Source organism: Lacihabitans sp. CS3-21 (assembly GCF_024343675.1).
Lineage (GTDB): Bacteria > Bacteroidota > Bacteroidia > Cytophagales > Spirosomataceae > Leadbetterella.
The window spans coordinates 101,943-122,138 of the sequence record NZ_RJUD01000112.1; the positions used below are offsets into that span (position 1 = coordinate 101,943).

The following is a 20,196-nucleotide window of genomic DNA, read 5'->3' on the forward strand; positions in this document are numbered from 1 at the left end:
CAAAATTCTACTTCTATTTAACTTTTGTACATTAGCCATGCTGTTGTGCCTCGAAATTATCAAATATTCAGTAGTCTCGTTTGAGTACTTTTTTGTTGGATTGAAAATCCTCCTTATCTTGCTCACACATAATGAAAATGTCGAAAAGCTGATGCTTTTTCTGACGATTCAACAACGACTGAAAAAATGATTAAAAAGAAAACATTTTCATCTAAACTTTTTAGTAGTTGGAAAAAACTTGGACCAGGTCTGGTGACAGGTGCAAGCGACGATGATCCATCTGGAATTGCCACTTATTCTCAAGCAGGTGCAGCATTTGGACTTGCCACCTTATGGACCGCCATTATTGCTTTTCCGCTTATGGCGGCTATTCAGCAGATGTGTGCCAGAATAGGCTTGGTAACCTCACAAGGTTTGACGGGAACACTAAAAAAACACTATCCAAGACCGATTCTATACCTCATGCTATTGTTTAGCTTTCCTGCCATCGTAATGAATATTGGTGCTGACATTGCAGGCATGGGTGCTGTGGGAAATCTGCTATTTCCCGCTATTGATGCCAATTATTTCAGCGTTCTCTTCACCATTATTCTTCTTGGTTTAATCATCTACCTGCCTTACCAAAAAATCGCAGCAGTTCTAAAATATTTGTGCATTGTAATGTTGGTTTATTTTATTGTTCCGTTTTTGTATAAACAAGATTTTAGCGAAATTCTGAAAGCCACATTTATTCCAACCATAAAATTTGACAAAGATTTTATTGCCATTATAGTAGGCATACTTGGCACAACTATCTCACCTTATCTTTTCTTTTGGCAAGCATCCGTAGAGGTTGAAGAGATGAAAAACAAAAGGAAACATTTGATTGTAAATAAAAAGATCATTCATGAGATAAACCAAGATGTAGACTTTGGAATGACAGTTTCAGGATTTGTTATGTATTTTATAATTCTTACCACTGGAACTGTTTTGTTTAAAGGCGGTATCCACCAAATTGACACCGTAGAACAGGCGGCAATGGCCCTAAAACCTTTGGCTGGAAATCTTGCTTATCTGCTTTTTGCCATCGGAGTAATTGGAACAGGACTTATTGCAATTCCGGTATTGAGTGGTTCAATTTCTTATATCATAACCGAAACCTTTGGTTGGGAACAAGGCCTTGATAAAAAATTTCATGAAGCCAAAGCATTTTATATCATTATTGCTATTTCGTTGCTACTGGGATTATCATTAAACTACATAGGCATTACGCCAATTCAATCTTTGATTTATACAGCCATTTTATATGGACTAACAGCTCCTGTCCTAATTGCCATCATCTTACATATATCTAACAACAAAAAAATAATGGGAGATAATGTGAATGGAAGACTCACAAATATGCTGGGCTTTGCGGCTTTAATTATCATGACAGTTGCTGCTGTAGCTTTAATCTATCTACAATTTTCAGAAAAATAGAGGTTTTTTTTAAAATAATAACCCGCTCCACTAAGGATATTTCCTTCGTTCGGGTGAAATGCGTCTCGATCGGGATCACCCGCAGAAAATAGTAACTTCTAAATGCTATTCCATATATTCTGAAATGGCGTGTTGGAACCAGATGCTTTAGGATTTATCTTACCCAAGACATTCAAGCGTATTCTAGAATTATTGATTTTTAGAGAGTTCACACAGAGTAGCCTTAATTCAGATTGAAAATCTGGTGATAATGATTTTTGAAAATCGCTTCAACATCAGAAGGATATCGAAGCGATACTAGACGACGAATAGTCTAACTTTGAAATCAAAAAGATAACGAAACAAGGACTTCGCATCAAGAAAATGCTACTTCCCACTTATCGTTTTCTTCCAATCCCAATCGGCTTTGGCGGCGGTATTGCGTTTTGATAAATCGGCCAGGTCTGCTTTGATTTTTGATTTATCCAGCCAATGGCCATTTACAAAAACCCCCGCGATTTTTTTGGTGTTATTAATATTTTCGAGTGGATTTGCTTCCAATAAAATTAAATCGGCCTTTTTGCCAGTTTCAACAGTACCGACTATGCTTTCGATACCCAGCCAGGTAGCGGCTTGTTTGGTGGCGGCATTTAAGGCTTCTTCATTGCTTAAGCCCGCTTTTACCAACAGTTCGAGTTCGTCGTGCATGGCAAAGCCGAAAACTACCCCTGAGGTGCTGGCATCTGTTCCAGCAACGATGGGTACACCAAGGGCTTTGCATTCTTTAACCAATAGATTATTGAATTTTACATAATTTTCAAATTTTACTATGGTGGCTGAATCTGACATTTTATTGTATCTATTGGCAGTGAGCCATTTACTTTGTGAGAGAGGATGCATATACTGAAGGCTTGGTAAGGCTTTGAGTTGGTCCAAAGATCTAACTTGACTTGCTATCCATTCTATGGTGGTAAATGTAGGGCAAAGCCATGTGCCGTTTGCTTTCAACAATTTGGCAAATCGCTGTGCGTCTTCTAAAGTATAATTCTCTGTGTGTTTTGTCAATTCTTCGGCATGGGCTACCATGCCAAAATTTGGTACAAATGCCTCTTGCAAGTGTCCCTGAAAAGCATCTGGAATATGCCCGATGGATTTGAGGCTATGTTTGGCTGCTTCGTCGACGATGGCTTTAAAAGTTTCTATATTGAGATCGGAATATAATTTGATAAATTCATATCCTTCCGCCTTTGCACTACGAACCGCCTGGCGGCCTTCTTCTGCAGTATTTGCTCTTCTACCTTGTCCTTTTCCACCATCTATCATGGCTGCCAATGCCATTCTAGAACCAATTACTTGGCCTTTTGCAATCTCGTTTCTTTGACCGAAATGCTCTGGTCTTGAGCCAAGGTCAAATAAAGTGGTAACGCCATTTGAATTATGGAGCGTCATGAAATCTTGAAGGTCAAAAAAGACTGTGGCACCCTGAGTTGGGAGTTTAGGACCAAATGGCCCAGCATCTGTAGGTACATGCACGTGCATATCTATGAGTCCGGGCATTAGCCATTTTCCAGTTCCATCAATAATTTTGGCTTCATTCGGAATGGGACCATTTATGGAGGCTATTCTATCATTTATAATAACCAATGAAGCATTTTGTAAAACAGAATTGCTTAAATTCATAGAGATTATGTTTACATTCTTGATGACATAAACCTCTTGAATTATTGTTCTCTTTAGTAAATTTGGCTTCTGTGCGAATAAATTTGAATATATAATAGTAAAAAGGAATAGGTTGATGATGGAGTAGAATATTTTTTTCATAGTGTTATTTAATATGATAATTGTAAAATTATTATAAATATAAATCCAGATCTCCAAAATGCTCGGTTCTTCGACAGATATTCTTTCGCTCTTCGCCATGTTCCGATAGGGCATGTCGAAACTAGATAATTTAGGATTTGTAATCTGTAATTGCCGCGAATAAATTACATTATACAATTTTTATTAATTATGGAAGTGCAAGCTTTTTTTGGATTGAAAATCCTCCCTAACTTGCTAAACCATTGAGAAGAAAAAGAAGAGTTAATAACCTAAAAAAAACTTTAAACCCCTAAGCAATGACCAATAATCCCTTCTTAAAAGTAGAAATAACCATCAATAAACCTGTGGACTTGGTTTGGGAATGTTGGACCAATCCTGCGGATATCATGCTTTGGAACGTTCCCTTTCCAAACTGGCACTCGCCCAAAGTGGAGAATAATCTGAGAGCAGGCGGTTTGTTTTCTTTTCGTATGGAAGCCATCGATGGCAGCGAAGGATTTGACCACACCGGAAAATATGATAAAGTCATTAAAAATCAGCTGATTGAATACACGCTTTCAGACAATAGAAAGTCAAGAATTGAATTTGTAGCTAACGGCAATACCACTAGCCTAACCGAAACATTTGAACCCGAAAAAGAAACGCCCATCGACCTTCAAAGAGACTTTTGTGAATCTGTTTTGCTAAATTTCAAGCAACATGTGGAGTCAAAATTATTATAAAACTTTAGTCCTTTGTAAGATATTGAAGCGTTTTGAAAATCGGCCTAAAACCTTAAAAAATACAAACCATGAATAAACTCGCATCCTTCCTAATATTTTGCCTTATTACAAGTGCGGTGTTGGCTCAACAACCCGTTCCCATCAAACCCAGAATTTTGGTCAGTACTGATATCGGTGGTTCGGATCCCGACGATAATCAATCCATGGCACATTTGCTCATGTACAGCGAGCTGTTTGAGATGGAAGGGCTGGTTTCTTCGCCTTCTTATGGCAGTGGGAGTAAGCAAGAAATTTTGAGAATGATCGATTTATACGAGCAGGACTTACCCCAATTGCAGAAACACAAAAAAGGCTTTCCGACACCCAACTATTTACGCTCCATCAGCAAACAGGGCCGAAAAGGAAACGCACCTTTCGTGGGTTATACCACGGCCACAGAAGGCTCCAATTGGATTATTAAATGTGCCAAAATGAAAAGCACGCAACCGATTTGGGTGTTGGCTTGGGGTGGTTTGGAGGATTTAGCACAGGCTTTGCACGACGCACCCGAAATTCAAAGTAAAATCAGGGTGTATTGGATTGGAGGGCCCAACAAAAAATGGAGTGCAAACAGCTACGCTTATATTGCTGAGAATTTTCCAAATCTGTGGTTTATCGAAGTCAATTCGTCTTATTACGGTTTCTTTTCAGATAACCATGCCATAGACAGCGTGAAAAGTTCGGATTATTACGGCAAATACATAAAAGGAGCGGGGCAATTGGGAAAGGATTTTAAAAGCTATTATAACGGCGAAGTGAAAATGGGCGATACGCCCTCACTGCTGTATATGATGGACGGCGACCCCCATCAACCGAGTCGTGAAAGTTGGGGTGGAAGTTTTGACCAAATAAGACATAGTTCAAGAGTGGTATTTAATCGCATCACCGATATCAAGGATACGGTTGCTTTTTGTGCGGTGGTGGAGTTTCATTTCAAAGGTCCTGAAATCAACATTCCGGCAGATTCTGTGTGTTTTTGGATGGAAACACCCTATAAAAATACCACACAAAAATGGGCAGGCTATTATTTGGGCAAGGGACAGTATGCCATCAAATATGCTCCCAAACAAGCCGAAGTTTTAAGTTATAAGTTCACTTCCGACATTCCGAATTTCCCAAAACAAGAAGGAAAATTGGTGGTAGAAAATCTTTGGCCGGGCAAAACTCAAGCTACGGATTATAAATTGGGGTCGAATTGGTACTCAGACAAATCAGACCCACAACTTTATGATGGAAAAATACAAGGTGGACGCACGATATCTAAATGGCGAACAAGTGTAGGCTTAGATTGGGCAAAACGTTGGGAATGGCTCAAATAGCCGTGTGGGGACATAGGTACCTACTTTACTTCCAGGTAAAAGTTATTTGAAGAAAATTCTTTTTGATTGGATAAAATAGGGTTTTCAAATGGGGTTTAAATATTCAAATCATGGAGTCTTCTACCCTTGGCATAATGGCTTCTGGAAGGTCGGTATTGGCCCTGGAATTAAATACACCATCGATGGTTCTGAAATCCATCAAATCTTGGTCATAGGGTTTACAAAGGGCCATCATTTCATCGAGGCTGAGCTCTGGAGACAGCCATGCATCTCGGTGACGATCGTCGAGTATCACAGGCATGCGTTGGCCTTCATTGTGCACCCGCTTCATTTGGTCATTGGCCTCGGTGGTCAATATCGCAAAAGTGCCCTTTCCTTGATAAACGGAGTAAATGCCGCCCAAGGTAAGCGGTTCGTTTTCAAAGTTTCTAATGTAATAACTCTGAGATGGTTTTTTAGGGTCCACCACATGCGGTTCAAAGAAACCATCTACCACTACCAAACAACGGTTCTGCCAGTAATTGCGGTAGCTAGATTTCTGTAAGAGGTCCTCGCTTCGGGCGTTTAAAGTGTTGGTTTTGAAAGCTTTTGGGTCTAATACATGTTCGGGAATCAGTTTCCACCTAAAAAACCTGAGGTTATCAGGATCGGCAATCGGAACCACGGCCACCAAAGGTTGGTCAAAGCCATTGAGGTGATATCTCGGCTTAAATTGACCATCTTTATAGTTGACTTTCAATTGTTTGCTGAGCTTACGTGCCAAATTCTTAGGTTCTGTAATTTGCGAAACATGGTAACACATACCCTTCAGTCGTTTATTGGCAAATTTACCGAAATCTGCTCGAAATTGCCAAATCCAAAGGTTCAAAAAAACAGCCCATATAAAAGTTTTGATTTTGGATGAATTTGCATGTTTTGGAAGGCTTATAATTTTAAGAAGCTTTGTATTTCAACCTTATTAATTTCTGCAGACCACTTTTAAAATGCTTTAATACCTTTTTGGAATTTATTTACCACATGGAAAACCTTTAAATGGTCATTAAATATATATAGCCTTAAGACTTATAAATTTCGAAAATCAAGGTTTAGTATTTCAAAAATCTAAACGCAATTTTTATTACTTTTGGATTTTGTGTTTGGATTACCTGGTCTTTTTTTATTTAGCTTAAATATTTCATTTTTTTTAAAATAATGCTATGTTTCTTGATATTCTCGAAAAATCAAAAAGTGAAAAAAAATTAGTCGAACTTAATTGCTATGGCGTTGCTGAGGGCTTTTATTGCGGCTATGTGTTGGAGTATACAGAAGGGTTTGTCATTGTGCAGCATTTTACCAAGTTTGGCATCTATGACGGTATTCTAATGATAAGCCTGGCAGATATCAAGTTTATTGAATCAGATACAGCCTATTTGAAAGGTATAGAATTGCTTATAAACAACCAAAGCATTTTTCTCAACCAAACCTTCAAGTTAAAAGGCAAAAATGGAGGGACGTTTACGCAATTGTTTGAGAGTTTTATTGGTAACAAAGACTACCTTATCAAGTTTGAACTTTCCGACGAAGACCTATATTTTGGCTTCATTGCTTGGTGCGATGATGATTATTTTTCAATCACCAACATTGATTCAGACGGCTCGGTGATGGGTAAGGCGACTTTCAAATTTGAAGATTTGAAAATGTATGCGGTTGACGACTTAGAATGTAGGAAAAGAAAAATGCTTTACGATACCTTTATGGATCGTGGATGATCATACTATGCTCAATAATTTTGGAAATATACTCACCGCATTTGATTAATTTGAGTTAATCAGTATCAATGTTCAGCTGATAAAGTTCTTATCAGTTTTTTATTAAATTGTAGAAATTTTGATAAAACATAAAAAACATGTCAGAAATTAAAGATTATTCAGAATTGACACGCGAGGAGTTGATGATGGAACAAAAGAAGATAAAAAGACAGCAATTATATGCTGCTGGAATCATCGGATTTTTCATCGGCGTGATAGTTTATGGCTTTTTGAGAAATGGTTTTGGTTGGGTTTATATCTCTATATCTTTGTTTATGATATATTTAACCAACAAGAATTCAATGCGTTACAAACAAAAACTTGAGCAAATTAAAGCCGAAATTGAAAATAAAAAAGGTGTTTAAATTTTAGAATCGACTTCATCTTTTTCAGGATTTATCATCTGATAAGCAAGTTTACGAAGTTTTAGACACAAGAAGCTCTTGTTACCTACTAACATTAGTAGTACCGCCGCAAATGAGTAAGAAGTAGTTTTGAGCAAATAAAACTTGCTATGAAAAAACTTCTACCGCTGCTGCTTATTTGCAATTTGCTTCATATTTCGATTTTTGCACAAGTACCCACAAATGATAACTGCTCGGGAGCAATTGGACTGACGGTTAATAGTGACAATCTCTGTGCTGTGACCTTAACTGGCACTACTGTGGGTGCTACCCAAAGTCAAGCCGGTTGTAATTTCACCTCTGCAGATGACGATGTTTGGTATAAATTCACCGCAACGGCTACTTCACATAAAATACAGGTAGCTTCCAACTCAGGTTCACTTCAAAACCCAGTTTTTGAAGTTTTTTCTGGCAGCTGTGGTAGTCTAAGTTCCTTAGGCTGTGTAAATAACCAAACCTTCACTTATGATACTGAAAGAACAATTCTGACAAGCCTAACGGTTGGTAATGAATATTTTATTAGGGTTTATAGCAGTGGGAGTTCTTCACTTTTGAGGGGAACATTTACCATTTGTGTGGCCTTGACCGTTCCACCGGCCAATGACAATTGTGCAGGAGCTTTAGGTTTACTCGTTAACCAAAATCAAACTTGTACCTTAACCAATGCAGGAACTTCCGAAGAAGCCACATTAAGCATGGCTGGGTGTTATTCTGGAAGTCAGGCCGACGACGACGTTTGGTATGAATTTACCGCTACCAGCCCGGTTCATAAAATCACTCTGACACCTGGAACTATAAAGTTTCCAATTTTGGAGCTGTTTTCGGGCACTTGCGGGAGCCTGACTTCCTTGTACTGCAAACCTGACTTTATCAATAATTTCACCATTGGAGATTTAACGATTGGCCAAAAATACTACCTCAGAGTGTATTCCTATAATGCAGGTTTTGGCCCCTCAGGTACTTTTACCATATGTATTAACGAAGGCACGGGTATGCCAGCAAACGATGGATGTTCAGGAGCCATCGCTCTAACGGCCAATAATGCCAGTTGCGAAGTTCTTACTTCTGGTACTTTAGTAAACGCTACCGGCCCTCTGACGAGTTCATGTGTAAGCGAGCCTATCAGAAACGATGTTTGGTATAAGTTCACGGCCACCAATGCCGAAATGATTCTAAAGCTATTGAATACCACCTTTTCAAGTGCTCAAATGGAGCTTTTTAGTGGAAGCTGCGGAACCCCAACCTCTTTGGCCTGTTCGATAACCAGCGAAAATTTTTTAAGTTACACCAATTTTACTATCGGTCAAGAATATTACCTAAGAGTTTGGGACAGATATGGCAGTGCTGGTACTTTTGATTTGTGCTTGTCTACAACCTTAACAAATGATAAATCTGACGCAGCCGTTTCGGTGGCGTTAAATAGTAATTTTACTTGTACCCTAAAAACAACTGGCGACAACTCGCTGGCATTGAGCAATGAAACATCCAACAGTAGCTGTTCAGCCATAAAAGATGGTGTTTGGTACAAATTCTTGGCCAATAACGATAGTTTGACCATCGAACTCACTGCTTTGACAATAGGTGCTGAGTCGAATTTTGAGCTTTTTCACAAGCAAGGCAGTAGTTTAGTATTTCAAGAAGTCCAACAACGCAAACTTTTCAAAACCAATTTTGTGATTGGAGACGAATACTATATTTTGGTTTATACATGTAACAGTTATCCACCAAGCAGAGGGACATTTGAACTTTGTGTCCGTAATTTTCCGCCGCCACCTGCCAACGATCGTTGCGTAAATGCTCTTCCTCTCAGTGTAAATCCTAATCTGAGTTGTAGCCTAAGTACTTCCGGCAGCACTACCAATGCCCTGCCGGGTGATTATGCCAATTGCTCTGGCGAGGTGGATGATGATGTTTGGTACAGTTTTGTCGCAACTCAAGCTAAACATACCATTTCCGTAAACCCTGGAACCTTACAAGATGCTGTTTTTCAGGTATATGAGGGTACTTGTGAAACTTTGAATGATTTAGCATGTGTTAATAATACCTCAGGTCAAGATACTGAAATGGGTAAAGTGGCAGATTTGGTGGTGGGCAATACTTATTTCGTTCGGGTGTTTTCGTCAAATGTTGGTTCTGGCCAAGGTACTTTTAATATCTGTGTCAATTTGCCCATACCCAATGAAGACTGTGAAGGTGCCATCACCCTCACGCCAGGAGCCACGTGTTCGCCTGTAAGCGGAACCTCTGCTGGCGTGACTACAGATAGGTACGACAATTGCGATTTCTATAAATTTGGTGTTTACTATAAATTCACTGCGGCTGGTACTTCTCAAATAATCAGATTAACCAGAGGTACAATTCAAAATGTATATATAGACCTCTTACAAAATAATTGTGGAGATATAGATAGAATAGGCTCTTGTGGTAGCCCAAGCAATGCTGCGGTGGTTGAAAAGGTGGTTACTGGTCTCAATGTAGGCACCGACTATTTGATTTGGGTAAATACGGAAGATATTGCTGAAGAAGGCTCTTTCGATATTTGTGTTTTGAATACCGTGCCACCTACCAACGACGAATGTACCACAGCAACTACCCTAACGGTGAATGCTGGCAATGTGCCTGTCTTGAAAACCGCAGGAACGACACAGTTTGCCACACAAAGTCTCACAGGATGCAGCGGCAATGCCGACGACGACGTTTGGTACAGTTTTACGGCAAGTCAGACCAGTCATCGTGTTTTTTTGCAAAAGTTAAACATTTATGAAAACATCATCCTCGAAATATTCAATGGCTCATGTGGCAGTTTGGTTTCTAAACAATGTATCTCTTCTGGTTTTGACGATACCAAAAACTCCTCGACATTATTGACCAATCTCACCGTTGGTGAAACTTATTTTGTGCGGGTTTATTATCAAGGCACGGTTCCTGGCTCTTTTTCAATAGCCATCACCTCTGCTCCGGTAAACGATAACTGTGCGTCCGCCATCACATTGAATCCATCTACCTCAGACAATTTTAGTAATGCGGTGGCAGGAAGTAGCTTTGATGCCACATTATCGTCCAATAATTATTTTGGAAATACCCTCTCGGATGATGACGTTTGGTACCAGTTTACCGCTACGCAAAAGGTTCATAAAATAAAACTCAAAGGCTGGAAATCAAATTTGGGGGTCATAGAGGTTTTTAAAGGAACTTGCGGAGCACCCCAATACTTAAACTGTTCGCCTTCTTTTGCACCACAGTGCAACGCGGGTTCCATGTCTTTGGACACTTTAATTCTGACGCTTGATACCTTTATTCCAGGTCAAACTTACATTTTTAGGGTATATAGTGCCCACCTCACCTTAAACCAATCGCTCTTTGATGTGGCAGTTACATCGCCTTACGTTTTGCCTATTGACGATTGCGAAGGGGCATTAAATATTCCTGTGGCCGCCACTCCAAGCTGTATCACTCCGACCATTGTAAACACCAAAGGATTCAGTACTATATCTGGTCAGTCTGGAGGTTGTAACAATGGTGCTGAAGGTGTTGGAACACCAGAAAAAGACATCTTTCTTAAATTTACAGCCACAGCTACACAGCATAAAATTAACCTTACTTTGGGGCAAGGTGGGTCTTTGCTTTACCAAGTTTATTCAGGCACCTGTGGTTCATTGGTATCAATGGGCTGTTCAGCAGATTTTGATTCAGTATCTTATGTAGGCAACCTCGCCGTTGGCCAAACCTATTTCATCAGGGTCTTGATGTATTATACCAACATAGAAACCCTCAAAGTATGTATTTCTACACCTGTATTTGCCTCCAACGACGAATGTGCAGGTGCTATTGCGGTAGTTCCGACGGGTGATGCCGGCACTTGCTCCATCACTTCGGGCAATTTGTCGAACAGTTCCCAAACCCAATTCAACGAGTGTAATTTAAGTGGAAACGGTGATCTAAAAATCATGCGGGATGTTTGGTATAAGTTTGTGGCCAATTCTACCAGTCATCGGATTTGGTTTTCGAATGTTTCTATTTTAAAATCTAATTTCAGCGGGCCAATTCCAAAGTATCTCAAATTTGAAGTGTTCAGTGGTACTTGCAACGCTAAAACCTTTTTGGGCTGTTCTGGTGCTATCAGTTCTCAGGAAGAAAAGGTCTTTAATAACCTTACGATCGGCGAAACCTACTTTATCCGAGTTTCGTCTTATGAGCCTGAATCTGTTGATTTTCAGTTTTGTATAAAAAATATCTCCCCGCCCGCCAATGATGTTTGTGCTACGGCCACCAATTTGACGGTTTTTAATAACTGGGCCAGCCAAAATTATACAAAAGGAAATACTTTGGATGCCAATCAAACTACAGGTACAAATACCTGCGGACAAGCCAACAGTTTTGATGTTTGGTATAAATTCACAGCTACCAATACAACGCATAAAATAGCTTTCAGAACCAACAATGTTCTGAAAGCCATCACTGGCCTCACGCTGGCAGTTTACAGTGGCTCTTGCACTACTCCAGTGCATATTACCTGCAAAACTGGCGATTTTACAAGTCTTTCAGAAGAATTTATGAATGTAGTGGGCTTAACCATCGGACAAGAATATTTTGTAAAAGTATATGCTTCACAAGCTTTGGTTGATCACCAGGGTGGATTCGAACTGCAGGTGCTCAACCCCACCGTACCCACCAATGACCAGTGCAGTTCACCCATTAACCTCAATATTCAGAGTTCGTCTCAAAGCTTTACCAGTGTCATCACCGAAACCATCCTAAGTACCCTGAGTGCCGAACCTGTGGCTTGCACAGTAACTGGCACTGCCGACGACGACGTATGGTATAGCTTTACCCCAAGTCAAAATTCGGTGAGACTAATACTCTCGGCCAATTTCGTCAATCCCGTATATGTTTTATACACAGGTACTTGTGGAGCACTTACAAGTGTGGTTTGTGGTTCGGCTGGTGCTACGGTTTATTCATTAAACAAAATATTGACCAATCTTACCCCCAATACGCCGTATTTGTTACGGGTGTATAGCTCGTCCAATGTCTTGAGAGGAAGGGTTTTTGTGGCCCTCACGAGCGATACCTCGCCTCCTGTAAACGACCTTTGTGCTGATGCCCTCACCCTTGTGCCATCTGCCGATAACACGCCTATTTTTACCGAAGGAACAACCGTAAACGCTAAAAACGACAATACCGTTTGTTTTGCGGGCAATGAGGTCTGGTTTAAGTTTGTGGCCACCGCTACTACCCATCGAATTGTCTATGACGGATATCTCAAAGACCCGGCCATCATTATGTTTTCGGGTACTTGCGGAAGCCTGGCATTTGTTCCATCTACTTGTTTTGGAGGGATTCATAATGTGTCATTTACAAAATCTGGTTTGACCATTGGCACCACCTATTTTCTGAAAATAGCCGCTCAGGCTGATGTAAATACACACCAAGGGATATTCAAAATTGCCGTTATTACGCCTTCCGTACCGGTGAATGACAATTGTGCCAATGCACTTACCCTCAACGTAAATGGTTCTGGACAATTTTTCTCTACCAATTTGGCTACCAATGAGTTCGCTAGCTTGGGGTGTGGTTCTAACAATGATAAGAATGTATGGTTTAAGTTCACGGCCACCAGTGCCAAAATGGGTGTGGAGGTTGAAAACCTCAATACCGATGCCTTAATTGGCCTTTATAAAGGCATTTGTCCTTCGCCGAGTTTGGTAAAATGCTCTTATAATAGCAATCAAAGTGAATTTAAGAATAATGCATTGCTATTCGATAACTTGATTGTTGGAGATGAATATCTGATAGCAGTAGCCACCAAAACCGCGGGCTCAGTGCTTGAATACAAAATCAAATTATACGAAACTCTAGAAGTAAGCGAAAATACACTTTATGGCAATACTTGCTTTACGGCCAATTTGGTTACAAATCCATCATTTGAAGACCCTCAAACTTGCCCGACAAGCTTTGTACCCACACCTTCATCGCCTGGGCAATGGTTGAGCCCCAATCTGGGTTGGACCATACCTACAAGTGGCTCATCAGATTATTTCAACACCTGTGCCGAATACCAGGCTACCATAGAAACGCCTCGAAACACCACATTTGGAATTCAAACACCACGAAATGGCCAAGGTTTTGCGGGTTTGTTTGCAGGTGGAACAGAATATCGTGAGTACCTGCATACAGCTTTGGCATCGCCTATGCAAATTGGTAAAAGGTATCTGTTGAGTATGTATGTCAGCAGGTCTGATTATTATGCTGTAGCTACAAATAATCTCGGTTTTGGCTTAAATGTTAGCCAAAAAGTGGATTTTGCCAGCGATACCCTACAGGTAGAGAAAATGATACTTCCAAGCTCTAATGTGGTCATTCATGAAAAAGACAATTGGGTAAACATAGTGGCAGAAATAACGGCCGACCAAGCTTACCAACATTTGTATTTGGGGAATTTTCGAAGTCAAGCCAACACCATCAGCCAGGCAGCCACCGACATTAGCGGCGGAACAAGCGGAGGTTATGGTGGGCAGTCGGCATCCAGCAATGCATATTATTTCATAGACGATGTTTTTGTAGGCGAAATAGCCAATACCATCGCCTGCGGAGCCAATAACTGCAACAGTACTATTGTGCTAAGCAGCCCAACGGACGACATTTCTGGTGGCACTGCCAACAAAAAAACCAACCTAGAGCTAAAAGCCAACATCACCATACAAGGCAACGCCAATGTGCTGTTCCAGTCCAACAAATCCATCCTGATGGATGCCACCCAAGGTGTTTTTGAGGTGAAAAACGGGGTGGTATTTGAGGCGAAGATTGGTGGGTGTGTGAATTGAGGTTTTTGTTTTCTTTATAATTGACCACCAGAGACTTTTGTTTTTGGTGGTTTTTTTGTTGATTTTAATTTCGGAATGAAAGTTTCAATATTTTGTGTAGACATTTAGAATGTCGGAGAAGAAATGATAAAAAGTAGAATATGCTGTTTTAAAGTAATTACATTAATTTAATCACTTAAAAAAAACATCTGTCAATTTATCTTAAGGAATTAATTATTTTTAGCCCCAAAAACAATCTAGAATGAAACTAACTAAATTAATCTACTTTTACTTATTTATTATTTCAGTCAATGGTTATTCGCAAAATTCAGAAATTGGTAAATCATTTATTAACGCTTTGTTTGTAGTAAAAAACACCCAAAAAGCTTATGCTTTTTTTGATGATAACATAAAAACTAAAATTTCTGAATTACAATTAAAAGAAACCGCAGAAAAATTAGAAACTCAGTTAGGCCAATTTAAATCAATAATCGAAACTAATAATGAAAAAGAAACTTGTTTCTATTATTCTGATTTCGAAAAAATGAAATTAGACTTAAAAATATCATTTAACGAAAATAATAAAATTACAGGTTTTTTCATTATTCCCCACAAAGAATTCCATAGAGAAAATTCACTCGGGAAAGACCTTAGTATCAAAAGTAATAATATTGAATTGAAAGGAACTCTTTTAGTTCCTGAAAAAGAAAATTTAAAGAAACTCCTCATATTTGTTCACGGTTCAGGCCCGAATGATAGAGATGAAACTGTTTTTGAAAACAAACCATTTAAAAACATTGCTGAGAATCTTTATTTTAAAGGTATTTCAACATATCGATTTGATAAAAGAACATTATCAAATCCAGAAAGTTTTAATGATAAAAGTAGCATTGATGACGAAGTAACTAACGATATTTTAAATATTGTATCATATTTCAAAAACAAAATTGAATTTTCAGATTATCAAATAATTGTTTTAGGACATAGTTTAGGAGCATATTTATTACCTAGAATTGCAAATAAATCAAATAATATTTCTAAAATAGTACTTCTTGCCGGTAATTCTCGCCCATTGTCTACGCTAATAGCTGAGCAATATGATTATTTATATAAATTAACTCCTACCGAACAATTAAAACAAGCATCGCAAATAATAAAGGAGCAAATCAAAGTATTAAACTCAAAATCCTTTAATTTAAATACTCAAAAAGAAAAATTACCTTTCAACTTGTCTGCTTTTTATTGGAAATCTGTTTTAGATTATAATCCAACAAAAGAAATAAAAAAGGTTAAAATACCAATTTTAATTCTTCAGGGAGAAAGAGATTATCAAGTAAGTATGAAAGATTTTGACCTTTGGAAAGCAAGTTTAAAAAATAATAAAAGTGCAACATTTATTAGTTATCCAAAACTAAACCACTTGTTTATTACTGGCGATAATCCATCAAATCCCAAAGAGTATGAATTAAAAGGGCAAGTGGATGAAAAAGTAATTAATGACATTATAAAATTCATTATTCAATAATTAAAACTGGCTGTAAAAAGAATACTAATAAACATCACCTAAGTAAATGATAATCAATTACTAAGACAAAATCCAGTTTTCTCCACAAAAACAAACCCAAAACCACCTATATTTACCTAACAAACCATTTGACTTAAAACCCTTTTAGACCCTTGAATATGAAAAAACTGAGTTTACTTTTTATTCTGATATGCTTTGCTGTTGTTGATTTGGTCGCCCAAATACCTATTAACAAGGCATTGAATGATTTTTTTGAGGCAAAATTTGAGGAACAGATTCAGCTGAGTCCTTTCAATGCCACCAACATTGGCGACAACCGATTCAACAACCAATTGGCCATAGAGTGTACGGATAGTTATCGGGCTAAATTGAAGGAAATAGCCAGCTGAACAAAGGTTGGCTCTTTCGTTAGGGCGAAAAGCGGGTTTTACCCTTGAAAAAAATATTTAAATGGAGTTCACATCAACTACTGATGGCAGACAAAAAGAATTATAAACCAATGCAAATTAACCAAAACAAAAAACACGTTACCATAATCTTCTTAGCATTATTCCTCTTAACAAAGGTTTGTTATTCCCAGATAAAGCACGAAACAAAAGCCAAATATGTGGGTGGGGCTAACAGTGCTTTGCCTGGGTTAAATATAGGCATTGTGCTGGGCAGGGTAGATACATCGTATTATATGCGTTGCCAATTGTACATACCTGCCATGCAATACAGCGAGATATACCTGTCCAGAAAAAGTAATCTATCGTTTGTGCTCAAAAGCGGTAAAAGTGTGGATTTGAGCCTCGAAAAGATTCGTACCTCCATAGAGAGTTACCGAGAAATGAACGATTTTATGATTCAGCGTTCACAAGACGGATACATCACTAAACTGATTATTCCGGTGGCTCGGCAACAACTCCTGGAAATAGCCGCAGAACCACTTGAAATGATAACTTTGCCCTACTTTAAAAATCCAACCAAGTCCGAGGAACTAGTATTTTCAAGACCCCCATTTTTTAAAAGCCGAAGTTTTATTCAAGATGAAATTTATCATATTTTGGCAAGGTAAGATTTTTGTCAATCCTGAGTCTACATTCAGGTGACTTTGGACTATGCAAGGAAGCCAAACAGGTAAAAAGACCCCCGTGCAGAACCTCCTCACTCACATGGATTAAATTCTCTACAATTTTGTTATTTGATGAGATAATGATTGTGGATGTTTGGTATTAAACTAGACGGAGTTTATTCAATATTCACCTTATTTAATTGCATCGATAAGTCTTTTTGAACTCATAATTCACAGTCCCGTTCGAATCATTATAACCTACAACTCTAGTCTCATTTCCATATTCATCGTATTCATATTCTAGCATTTTTAGTAAGGTATTGTTAGGGCCAAGTGAGAACTGATATTTAATGTTTGATTTGAGTTTTTGATTATCATGATAGGTGAATTCTTCCAAGAGATTGTAAACCAAAGAATTATAAGAAATGGTTTTGTTTTTTAATAGTTTGTTTTCGTAATAAGTGCTTTTAATGACATAGGTGAATTTTCCATTTTTAAAGTTTCTCTCAAAAACTAATCGGCCGTTTTCATAAATATAGTCGGTAGAATAGCCATCTTGGTTTGAATATTTAATGATTTGCCCACTATCGTTATATTCATACTTATTGATAATTTGGCTATCTGGATGTTTGGCGGTCGTTTCAATTAAAAGATTTTTTGAATTGTATAAATTAATGATTACTATTTTCACGATTCCATTTTCTATACTTTCAGATTTGATAACCTGGCCTTTCTCATTATATGAAGTAAATAATTTAGACAAAGTAGAAAAACTGTCACTAAAAACTAGAGAAATTTGATTTCCCTTTTCATCATATTCATAGATAGTTTGAGACCCAGGAGCCACTTTGGTATGTTTACTAATTTTTCCATTTAAATGATATTCAAAGGTGCTAGTTTCAAATATTGTAGATTCATTTTTAACTACAAATTTAACGAGCTGAGATTTTGAATTATATGTATTTTCATAATTTCTAATATTGACAGACCCATTGGCATTGAGAAAAGTAAGCTTTGAAATATTATTCAATTTGTCATATTCGTATTTTATTAAACCTTTACCATTCCCGACTAGTCGTTCTTCAGACATAAGTAAACATAACTTATTCTCTGAAATTGGCTCAGGATTATCGCTTGGCTTACAAGAGAGAATTAAACCTAAAAAAAGCAAGAAATGTGGAAGTTTCATGATATTTTAAAAATTTAACAAATATAGATTGCATCCATTTCATAGCAAAACCTTTCAAATGATTAAACTTTGATTTAAGAACCAATTGTACAAGGTTATTTCCTTCGTGCAGGTGAAAAGTAGGTTTTATCGGAAGGAATTTCAGAAAATCCTGATTTCCAACACAAAAAACCACAAAAAGTGGCAAAGAAACTTAATCTTAATCATTACCTTTATTTTAATAGAAAATCTTTGAAATAATTGAAACCATTTCTTGAAAAAACTTAAATTGATTTAAAGTCTTTTTTAATTTATCATTCCAGAAAATGGAGATTCAATTATTTGAAAAAGATTCCTGATTTTGCCGAATATTACTCAAATACCATGAATAAAACATTCTCATTTTTGCTATTTTTATTTATTTCAACCTTTGCTTTTGCTCAAAAGAATAAACCGAATATCATTGTTATTTATGCGGATGATTTGGGCTACGGTGATGTTTCTGCGTATAAAAAAGGGACATTGTCAACTCCAAACATAGATAAATTGGCCAATGGTGGCATCCGATTTACGAATGGATATTCGACTTCTGCCACCTGCACGCCCAGCCGATTGGCTTTGCTCACGGGCAATTATCCCTGGAAAAACGACAAAGCAAAGGTTTTGCCCGGCGATGCTCCTTTGTTGATTGATACCTCCTTGATAACCGTACCCAAAATGTTGAAAAAGTCAGGTTATCAGACTGCAGTAGTCGGAAAATGGCATTTGGGAATTGGTAAAGGTGCAATCGACTGGAACAAGGAACTTTCGTTTAGTCCAAATGATGTTGGTTTTGATTATTCGTATATCATGGCAGCTACCACGGACAGAGTGCCGACGGTTTATATTGAAAACAGAAAAGTGGTTGGAATTGAAGAAAGCGACCCGATTTTCGTGAATTATGATAAAAACTTTTCGGGCGAACCCACTGCATTAACCAATCCTGAACTCATGACGCGTCAGAAGTGGCATCATGGGCATAATTACAGTGTACATTTTGGCATTCCCCGAATAGGCTATCAAAAAGGAGGTAAAACGGCACTTTGGAACGATGAAGAAATGTCGGATGTATTTCTCGAAAAATCCTTGAATTTTATCGAAAACAATAAAAAACAGCCATTTTTTCTTTTCTATGCATTACATCAGCCCCATGTACCTCGTACGCCTCACCCGCGTTTTGCCGGTAAATCGGGTATGGGGCCTCGTGGCGATGTCATTCTCGAAGCTGATTGGTGCGTGGGCGAAATCTTAAAAAAATTAGAAGCCGAAGGCATCGATAAAAATACCTTGATTATCTTTTCAAGCGACAACGGGCCAGTTTTGAATGATGGTTATTATGATGAGGCAGTCGAAAAATTAGGAAATCATACACCCGCCGGTGGGCTACGTGGCGGAAAATACAGCTTGTACGAGGCCGGAACAAGGGTTCCATTTTTGGCCTATTGGAAAGGTACTATCAAGCCACAAGTTTCGGATGCTATGGTTTGTCAGATGGATTTTTTAAGTTCATTTGCGGCATTGGTGGGTCAACAAGTGCCATTAACAGATAGTCAGAACTTGCTAAATGCATTTTTGGGGAAAACAAAAAAAGGAAGGAGCAATTTGGTTATCGAATCTTCAACAAGACTGGCGTTTCGGAGTGGAGATTGGGTGATGATTCCGCCTTACAAAGGTGCGGCGGTTGCCAAAGAAGTAAATGTAGAATTGGGTAATTCGATTGATTATCAATTGTATAATCTAAAATCTGACCTTGGCGAAAAGAACAATTTAGCTAAATCTAATCCCAAAAAAGTGGAACAAATGGTCAATGATATGAAGCAAATTGTGGGTGATAAATACAATTTCAATGCACATCCATTGGAATTAAAGTAAATAACTAAAGTTTAGGAGGAAAAAAAACGTTCATTGCAAAGGACATACAAAACTACACTTAATTTTAAATGCTAATTTTCAAGGAGTTAAATTTTTCGATTTGAATACTAATTTTTCCTAATATTTTTTGTGTAGTCCGTTGAAAAATTTCGTTACCACAATTTTTTTTGAATGATAAGTGCCAAAAAAGAAATTTTTCAGAGGAT

General features: G+C 38.1%; 13 protein-coding genes. 10 read left to right on the forward strand and 3 right to left on the reverse strand.

Annotated elements, in window-relative coordinates; all coding sequences use genetic code 11:
- Positions 1–186 precede the first annotated feature (186 nt).
- The gene (locus EGI24_RS19615) at positions 187–1,458 is read left to right on the forward strand and encodes an NRAMP family divalent metal transporter (RefSeq protein WP_255050292.1); all 1,272 of its coding nucleotides are present in this window, start codon (positions 187–189) and stop codon (positions 1,456–1,458) included.
- A gap of 366 nt (positions 1,459–1,824) precedes the next feature.
- Here the strand turns inward: EGI24_RS19615 and EGI24_RS19620 are convergent, their stop codons facing one another.
- Complete coding sequence (locus EGI24_RS19620) at positions 1,825–3,117, reverse strand: amidohydrolase family protein (protein WP_255050297.1); 1,293 nt, start codon at positions 3,115–3,117, stop codon at positions 1,825–1,827.
- A 437-nt stretch (positions 3,118–3,554) separates the two neighbouring features.
- Between EGI24_RS19620 and EGI24_RS19625 the strand changes: the two genes are divergently transcribed.
- The gene (locus tag EGI24_RS19625) at positions 3,555–3,980 is read left to right on the forward strand and encodes an SRPBCC domain-containing protein (protein ID WP_255050303.1); all 426 of its coding nucleotides are present in this window, start codon (positions 3,555–3,557) and stop codon (positions 3,978–3,980) included.
- A gap of 68 nt (positions 3,981–4,048) precedes the next feature.
- Positions 4,049–5,338 (forward strand): nucleoside hydrolase-like domain-containing protein, encoded by a 1,290-nt coding sequence (locus EGI24_RS19630; protein WP_255050304.1) that lies wholly within the window; start codon positions 4,049–4,051, stop codon positions 5,336–5,338.
- Between the two features lie 103 nt (positions 5,339–5,441).
- Here the strand turns inward: EGI24_RS19630 and EGI24_RS19635 are convergent, their stop codons facing one another.
- On the reverse strand, positions 5,442–6,140 hold the full coding sequence (locus EGI24_RS19635) for an SOS response-associated peptidase (RefSeq protein WP_255050305.1): 699 nt from the start codon (positions 6,138–6,140) through the stop codon (positions 5,442–5,444).
- Between the two features lie 394 nt (positions 6,141–6,534).
- On the opposite strand from EGI24_RS19635, the gene EGI24_RS19640 reads away from it, so the two are divergent.
- The 6 genes from EGI24_RS19640 to EGI24_RS19665 all read left to right on the forward strand — a co-directional run bounded on the left by EGI24_RS19640 (position 6,535) and on the right by EGI24_RS19665 (position 16,914).
- Entirely contained in the window at positions 6,535–7,086 is a 552-nt protein-coding gene (locus tag EGI24_RS19640; protein WP_255050306.1) for a hypothetical protein, read from the forward strand.
- 137 nt (positions 7,087–7,223) lie between these two features.
- Positions 7,224–7,490, forward strand: a complete 267-nt coding sequence (locus EGI24_RS19645; protein WP_255050307.1) for a hypothetical protein — start codon at positions 7,224–7,226, stop codon at positions 7,488–7,490.
- A gap of 149 nt (positions 7,491–7,639) precedes the next feature.
- Positions 7,640–14,353, forward strand: coding sequence for a 3-coathanger stack domain-containing protein (locus EGI24_RS19650; protein WP_255050308.1), 6,714 nt, complete (start codon positions 7,640–7,642; stop codon positions 14,351–14,353).
- 241 nt (positions 14,354–14,594) lie between these two features.
- Positions 14,595–15,857, forward strand: coding sequence for a DUF3887 domain-containing protein (locus EGI24_RS19655; protein WP_255050309.1), 1,263 nt, complete (start codon positions 14,595–14,597; stop codon positions 15,855–15,857).
- Between the two features lie 158 nt (positions 15,858–16,015).
- Positions 16,016–16,246 carry a hypothetical protein gene (locus EGI24_RS19660; protein ID WP_255050310.1) on the forward strand — a complete coding sequence of 77 codons (231 nt, stop codon included), beginning with the start codon at positions 16,016–16,018 and terminating at the stop codon, positions 16,244–16,246.
- Positions 16,247–16,290: 44 nt separating this feature from the next.
- Entirely contained in the window at positions 16,291–16,914 is a 624-nt protein-coding gene (locus EGI24_RS19665) for a hypothetical protein (protein ID WP_255050311.1), read from the forward strand.
- 193 nt (positions 16,915–17,107) lie between these two features.
- On the opposite strand, the gene EGI24_RS19670 is transcribed toward EGI24_RS19665, so the two are convergent.
- The gene (locus EGI24_RS19670) at positions 17,108–18,100 is read right to left on the reverse strand and encodes a hypothetical protein (RefSeq protein WP_255050312.1); all 993 of its coding nucleotides are present in this window, start codon (positions 18,098–18,100) and stop codon (positions 17,108–17,110) included.
- Positions 18,101–18,463: 363 nt separating this feature from the next.
- Between EGI24_RS19670 and EGI24_RS19675 the strand changes: the two genes are divergently transcribed.
- Positions 18,464–19,990, forward strand: a complete 1,527-nt coding sequence (locus EGI24_RS19675; protein ID WP_255050313.1) for an arylsulfatase — start codon at positions 18,464–18,466, stop codon at positions 19,988–19,990.
- Positions 19,991–20,196 lie beyond the last annotated feature (206 nt).

Bases quoted from the DNA above. Each gene is read 5' to 3' on its own strand.
- EGI24_RS19625 (WP_255050303.1), top strand. From the start codon at position 3,555: ATGACCAATAATCCCTTCTTAAAAGTAGAAATAACCATCAATAAACCT.
- EGI24_RS19660 (WP_255050310.1), top strand. From the start codon at position 16,016: ATGAAAAAACTGAGTTTACTTTTTATTCTGATATGCTTTGCTGTTGTT.
- EGI24_RS19655 (WP_255050309.1), top strand. From the start codon at position 14,595: ATGAAACTAACTAAATTAATCTACTTTTACTTATTTATTATTTCAGTC.
- EGI24_RS19615 (WP_255050292.1), top strand. From the start codon at position 187: ATGATTAAAAAGAAAACATTTTCATCTAAACTTTTTAGTAGTTGGAAA.
- EGI24_RS19630 (WP_255050304.1), top strand. From the start codon at position 4,049: ATGAATAAACTCGCATCCTTCCTAATATTTTGCCTTATTACAAGTGCG.
- EGI24_RS19635 (WP_255050305.1), bottom strand. From the start codon at position 6,140: ATGTGTTACCATGTTTCGCAAATTACAGAACCTAAGAATTTGGCACGT.
- EGI24_RS19620 (WP_255050297.1), bottom strand. From the start codon at position 3,117: ATGAATTTAAGCAATTCTGTTTTACAAAATGCTTCATTGGTTATTATA.
- EGI24_RS19645 (WP_255050307.1), top strand. From the start codon at position 7,224: ATGTCAGAAATTAAAGATTATTCAGAATTGACACGCGAGGAGTTGATG.
- EGI24_RS19650 (WP_255050308.1), top strand. From the start codon at position 7,640: ATGAAAAAACTTCTACCGCTGCTGCTTATTTGCAATTTGCTTCATATT.
- EGI24_RS19670 (WP_255050312.1), bottom strand. From the start codon at position 18,100: ATGAAACTTCCACATTTCTTGCTTTTTTTAGGTTTAATTCTCTCTTGT.
- EGI24_RS19640 (WP_255050306.1), top strand. From the start codon at position 6,535: ATGTTTCTTGATATTCTCGAAAAATCAAAAAGTGAAAAAAAATTAGTC.
- EGI24_RS19675 (WP_255050313.1), top strand. From the start codon at position 18,464: ATGAATAAAACATTCTCATTTTTGCTATTTTTATTTATTTCAACCTTT.